Annotated in this window: 6 protein-coding genes and 1 pseudogene; all 7 read right to left on the reverse strand. The window is 44.5% G+C overall.

Going from position 1 to position 3490, the window contains the following annotated elements; translation table 11 throughout:
* Nucleotides 1-275: 275 nt before the first annotated feature.
* A complete protein-coding gene (gene abiEi, locus HHX48_RS18515; protein ID WP_139758179.1) occupies nt 276-815 on the reverse strand; it encodes a type IV toxin-antitoxin system AbiEi family antitoxin in 540 nt (179 codons plus the stop codon).
* A 198-nt stretch (nt 816-1013) separates the two neighbouring features.
* A complete protein-coding gene (locus HHX48_RS18520) occupies nt 1014-1712 on the reverse strand; it encodes a hypothetical protein (protein WP_191026734.1) in 699 nt (232 codons plus the stop codon).
* A gap of 1 nt (nt 1713) precedes the next feature.
* A complete protein-coding gene (locus HHX48_RS18525; protein ID WP_191026735.1) occupies nt 1714-1920 on the reverse strand; it encodes a hypothetical protein in 207 nt (68 codons plus the stop codon).
* Between the two features lie 73 nt (nt 1921-1993).
* A complete protein-coding gene (locus tag HHX48_RS18865; RefSeq protein ID WP_317983527.1) occupies nt 1994-2416 on the reverse strand; it encodes an RES domain-containing protein in 423 nt (140 codons plus the stop codon).
* Between the two features lie 71 nt (nt 2417-2487).
* Nucleotides 2488-2673, reverse strand: a complete 186-nt coding sequence (locus tag HHX48_RS18870) for a hypothetical protein (RefSeq protein WP_223858566.1) — start codon at nt 2671-2673, stop codon at nt 2488-2490.
* 65 nt (nt 2674-2738) lie between these two features.
* Nucleotides 2739-2813, reverse strand: coding sequence for a hypothetical protein (locus HHX48_RS18875; protein WP_263406983.1), 75 nt, complete (start codon nt 2811-2813; stop codon nt 2739-2741).
* A 435-nt stretch (nt 2814-3248) separates the two neighbouring features.
* Nucleotides 3249-3490 (reverse strand): annotated as a pseudogene (locus HHX48_RS18540) (HPP family protein); the annotation flags it as partial.

Here is a 3490-nt window from a genome sequence, read left to right on the forward strand (position 1 = left end):
GGCTAGAACCAAATAGAGCGAAAGAAATGACAGCTGAAATGCGTGAAGCAGGACTGCCAATTTAGAGTCGATTAAAGTGGGCCCAAGCCGATGAAATCAGTCCCAGTGTTAATCAATGTGGTTCCATTCTTAATTAAAGTGAGCCAGCCTCATAGGGTAGAATCAATGATTGTGGGTCAGAACATGCTGATAAAATCGGGTCAGGCAAAATAAGATGTCAGGCCGCTACACCTATCAATAGTGGATTGTTCTCAATTGCCCGAGTGACCAAATCACTAATCATTGACGACCTCTTCATTTATCATGTCCGTATTTCTCCCGACCCGCTTTAAATCAGCAATCGCACGCTTGGCTCTGGCCCGAAAAATCCGTGTATCAGGATCATAATACACATCTTCCTCGGACAGGTTTTTGCGACTTGTGTGCGTGAACTCGATTGTCCCATATCGCGTCTCTATTTTACCACTGCGCCCTTGTGTCATAACGGTAAGGTAGCCAAAGGGGATTTGCGATATTATCCCTTGTCTAGAAAGTTCACTTTCTAAGCTGACATAGATAAATTTATCCCAGTGCAAACGAGAGGCAATATATTCAAGCACTCCTCGTTTTGTAGGCTCATTGCCAGGTAATGCATATATGTCCCGGCAAACTTTCAATAGCCATCTCTTTGAAACACCTTTGGACAACTTCTTTCGAAAATTGTCATTTACGCTTTCTTCTGTTGCCAATCCGATATCGCGGGTCGTAAATATCCCGAAGTGACCGTTTTTAATGGCAAGATGAAGTGCAGTAGTAACCTTAAGAGCAAAGTTCATATACACTTTTTCTCCACATAGGCGAATTTATGTGTAGATAATAGCATAAATTTGCTAGTTTACACATTTTCACCTTTGTGGTGAAAAAATGTAGACATAAAAGTGTGTTTTGATAGCCGTTTTACGAAATGGGTTTTGCGTGTGATGATCGTAGAGTGCAGCGGCAAGAATGGACCTAAATGATTTACAAACCGACCACTATTGTTTGATTAGTTGGTCTTTCCACACGTTCGCGCTATTCAAAAGCTGGTTGTGAACTTGTGATGAATATATCTGCAGTCGAGTTGCGGCAGCTAAAACTTGTTCGGGGTTTGTTATAAAGCCTTTTAACTCGCAAAGTAGCTTTTGCTTCGAAGTTGTACCGTAATGTCGATCTACCTCCGCCCAGACTTCTTGTGGGGGCGCCCCCCATTGATGAAACATCATCAACAGATCGATAAAGTCTGTCTTGGCTGGTGCCATCCCTCCGTCAGTAAGTGAAAGTATCTTGGTGATATAACAACTTGACCGGTCAATACATTCAGCGGGGAAGGGCGCTTTAATTGCTTTTTTTAAACGAAACCCTGTGAGATTTTTAATCGCTACCGTCAACGATATACCGTTTATGCTTATGACCGTCCTTATACCGTACTGGTCGCATATAACCTCACGCGCCAGCTCAAAAGGGTTAGTGGTTATTTCCCCCAGGCTGGTTGTGCTGACCTGAGCTCTTACAGCTCGGAAACTTTGAGTATCTAAGCATAGAAAATCAATATTACCCGATTCGCGGTATTGGCCCAGTTCCATTACTATCCGGGTATCACCACCAACCAAAACATGATTCTTGCGCAGAAAGTCTTTGTTGAAGATGGCCAACGCCATTGCGACGATTTCATGTCGCTTATATTTATAAGTCACATCAGTCTGCCGGTAAAAAGTGGCCGTTGCCCTGTTCTGCAATTAGCCGGTCGATAAGGACGCGCTCAGCTTCCGTTAACTGGTCTTCATCCAGGTAACGCCAGCGGCTCTCATAGTAGGTGAAAGCTTCTTTGTCGCTTATTTCAGTGCGACCTTTCTGGTCCCATAAGATAGCTTCCAATTGTGGGTAGTCTGTAATCTGAATCATGCACTGTCCAAAATTACCTTATAGCTGAGTGTACACACAACATACTCATTTATTAAGGCACAAATGCGTTTCCTTACGCAGCTGGGTAGGGGAGCCGCCCACCAACATAAAATCGTTTAATACGAAATGTCACGGGGAGTTGTCTTGGCAGAGAAAACCTTAAAATTTTGCCGCTCGGTAATGTTTCGCACTGGACTGCCGTGATGTTTTCCGGCTTTGTCGACGTGATCACTGCCGGTGTATCAATGGCCACATTTATTCGTTCACCTGCCCTGGCTGATATAAATCTGATGACCTCAGCACCAGCCTTACGTGCTTCACCGCCTACAGCATGCGAATACGCATAGGACGTTTTACTTACGAGTTCGGCGATAACGTTAGCATCCGAAGCTTTCGTCAAATCTACTAACTTTTCTGTTTCTGCATGACCAGAGAATAGCTGGTGATCAGAATGTGCTTTACCAGGATATGCTGTTTCCGTACCATCGAAGAACACAAACCGATAAAAAGCTGCTTCGACAAGGCATGTTTGCTCATCTTCACTTGCGAAAAATAGCTCGCCTCGGCCTAGGTACCAAATCGTGATCCATGTTTGAGAGGTGGGTACCGGAACGGGGTTTTAATCAGGTAGTCGTATTTGCCGATATCTTCAGGGTAGGGCGGCTTGAAGTCTTTAAGTATATCCTCCAATACCGCCTGAACTTCAAGACCATCCACCAAAGCGTAAGTTGCCGCTTCTTCTTGAGATTCCACTAGCCGGTCTACTGAGCCTTCATACACGCGTAGGCCACCACAATGACCGATTACTTCAAGAGGCTTCAAACCTTGGCTCGCATAGCATCCAGGTACGCATTTATTTCAGCCAGGCCGGTAATACGTGTGACTAATTGCATGGGTATACCGCGCAAATGTTTGTTTTAAGTTGAGAACCAATGCTTCATTGCAGCCTTATCGCCCCCAAGGATTGCATATAACGACTGGTAAAGGTGGATGAATAGCACCTGTATTTCATGCTCTTTGCTGCTTAAACTAAACCCTTGCGAAAGCGTAAACCTTGTGTGAGTCTCACCTAAAATTGCCGCTGCCTTGCTTGTAGGCGCTCCTATAAGCCCTAGCAACTACCATCTGTCTGTCTACACTTTGGCGTCCCATGATGCCCCTTTAAAGTTGAAATCACTGAATACGTATAATTGTATTCAGTTAGCCTAATTTTCGCACATATTTGTACGTAGCAATTTGCACTTGAGCGATCTGACATTCTTAGAATATCTGACAGAACATGATCTGCACGAAACCATTAATAATGGGTATAAATAATTTGGTGGGATTTACACCATCTTCTCTTTTGCCCACTCTGCGAATTCCTGGTAAGTGCAATACCCAGACTGCCCCTTTCCGCTGCCTCCTACAGTGCGATAAATTAGCATATGCTGATGGCGGTTCTTGTGGGCTTTTTCATCAATCACCTGGCGGACTGACCACAACCTCCCGGGTTTGTTATTGGTATAAAACGCGCCTATTTCCAGTTCAAATCCGGCAATAAGCTCTTCATGAAGGACGGCGTCGGCTA

This window comes from Salinimonas profundi (assembly GCF_014750655.1).
In the GTDB taxonomy this organism is placed as follows: domain Bacteria; phylum Pseudomonadota; class Gammaproteobacteria; order Enterobacterales; family Alteromonadaceae; genus Alteromonas; species Alteromonas profundi_A.

Bases quoted from the DNA above. Each gene is read 5' to 3' on its own strand.
- abiEi (WP_139758179.1), bottom strand. From the start codon at position 815: ATGAACTTTGCTCTTAAGGTTACTACTGCACTTCATCTTGCCATTAAA.
- HHX48_RS18525 (WP_191026735.1), bottom strand. From the start codon at position 1,920: ATGATTCAGATTACAGACTACCCACAATTGGAAGCTATCTTATGGGAC.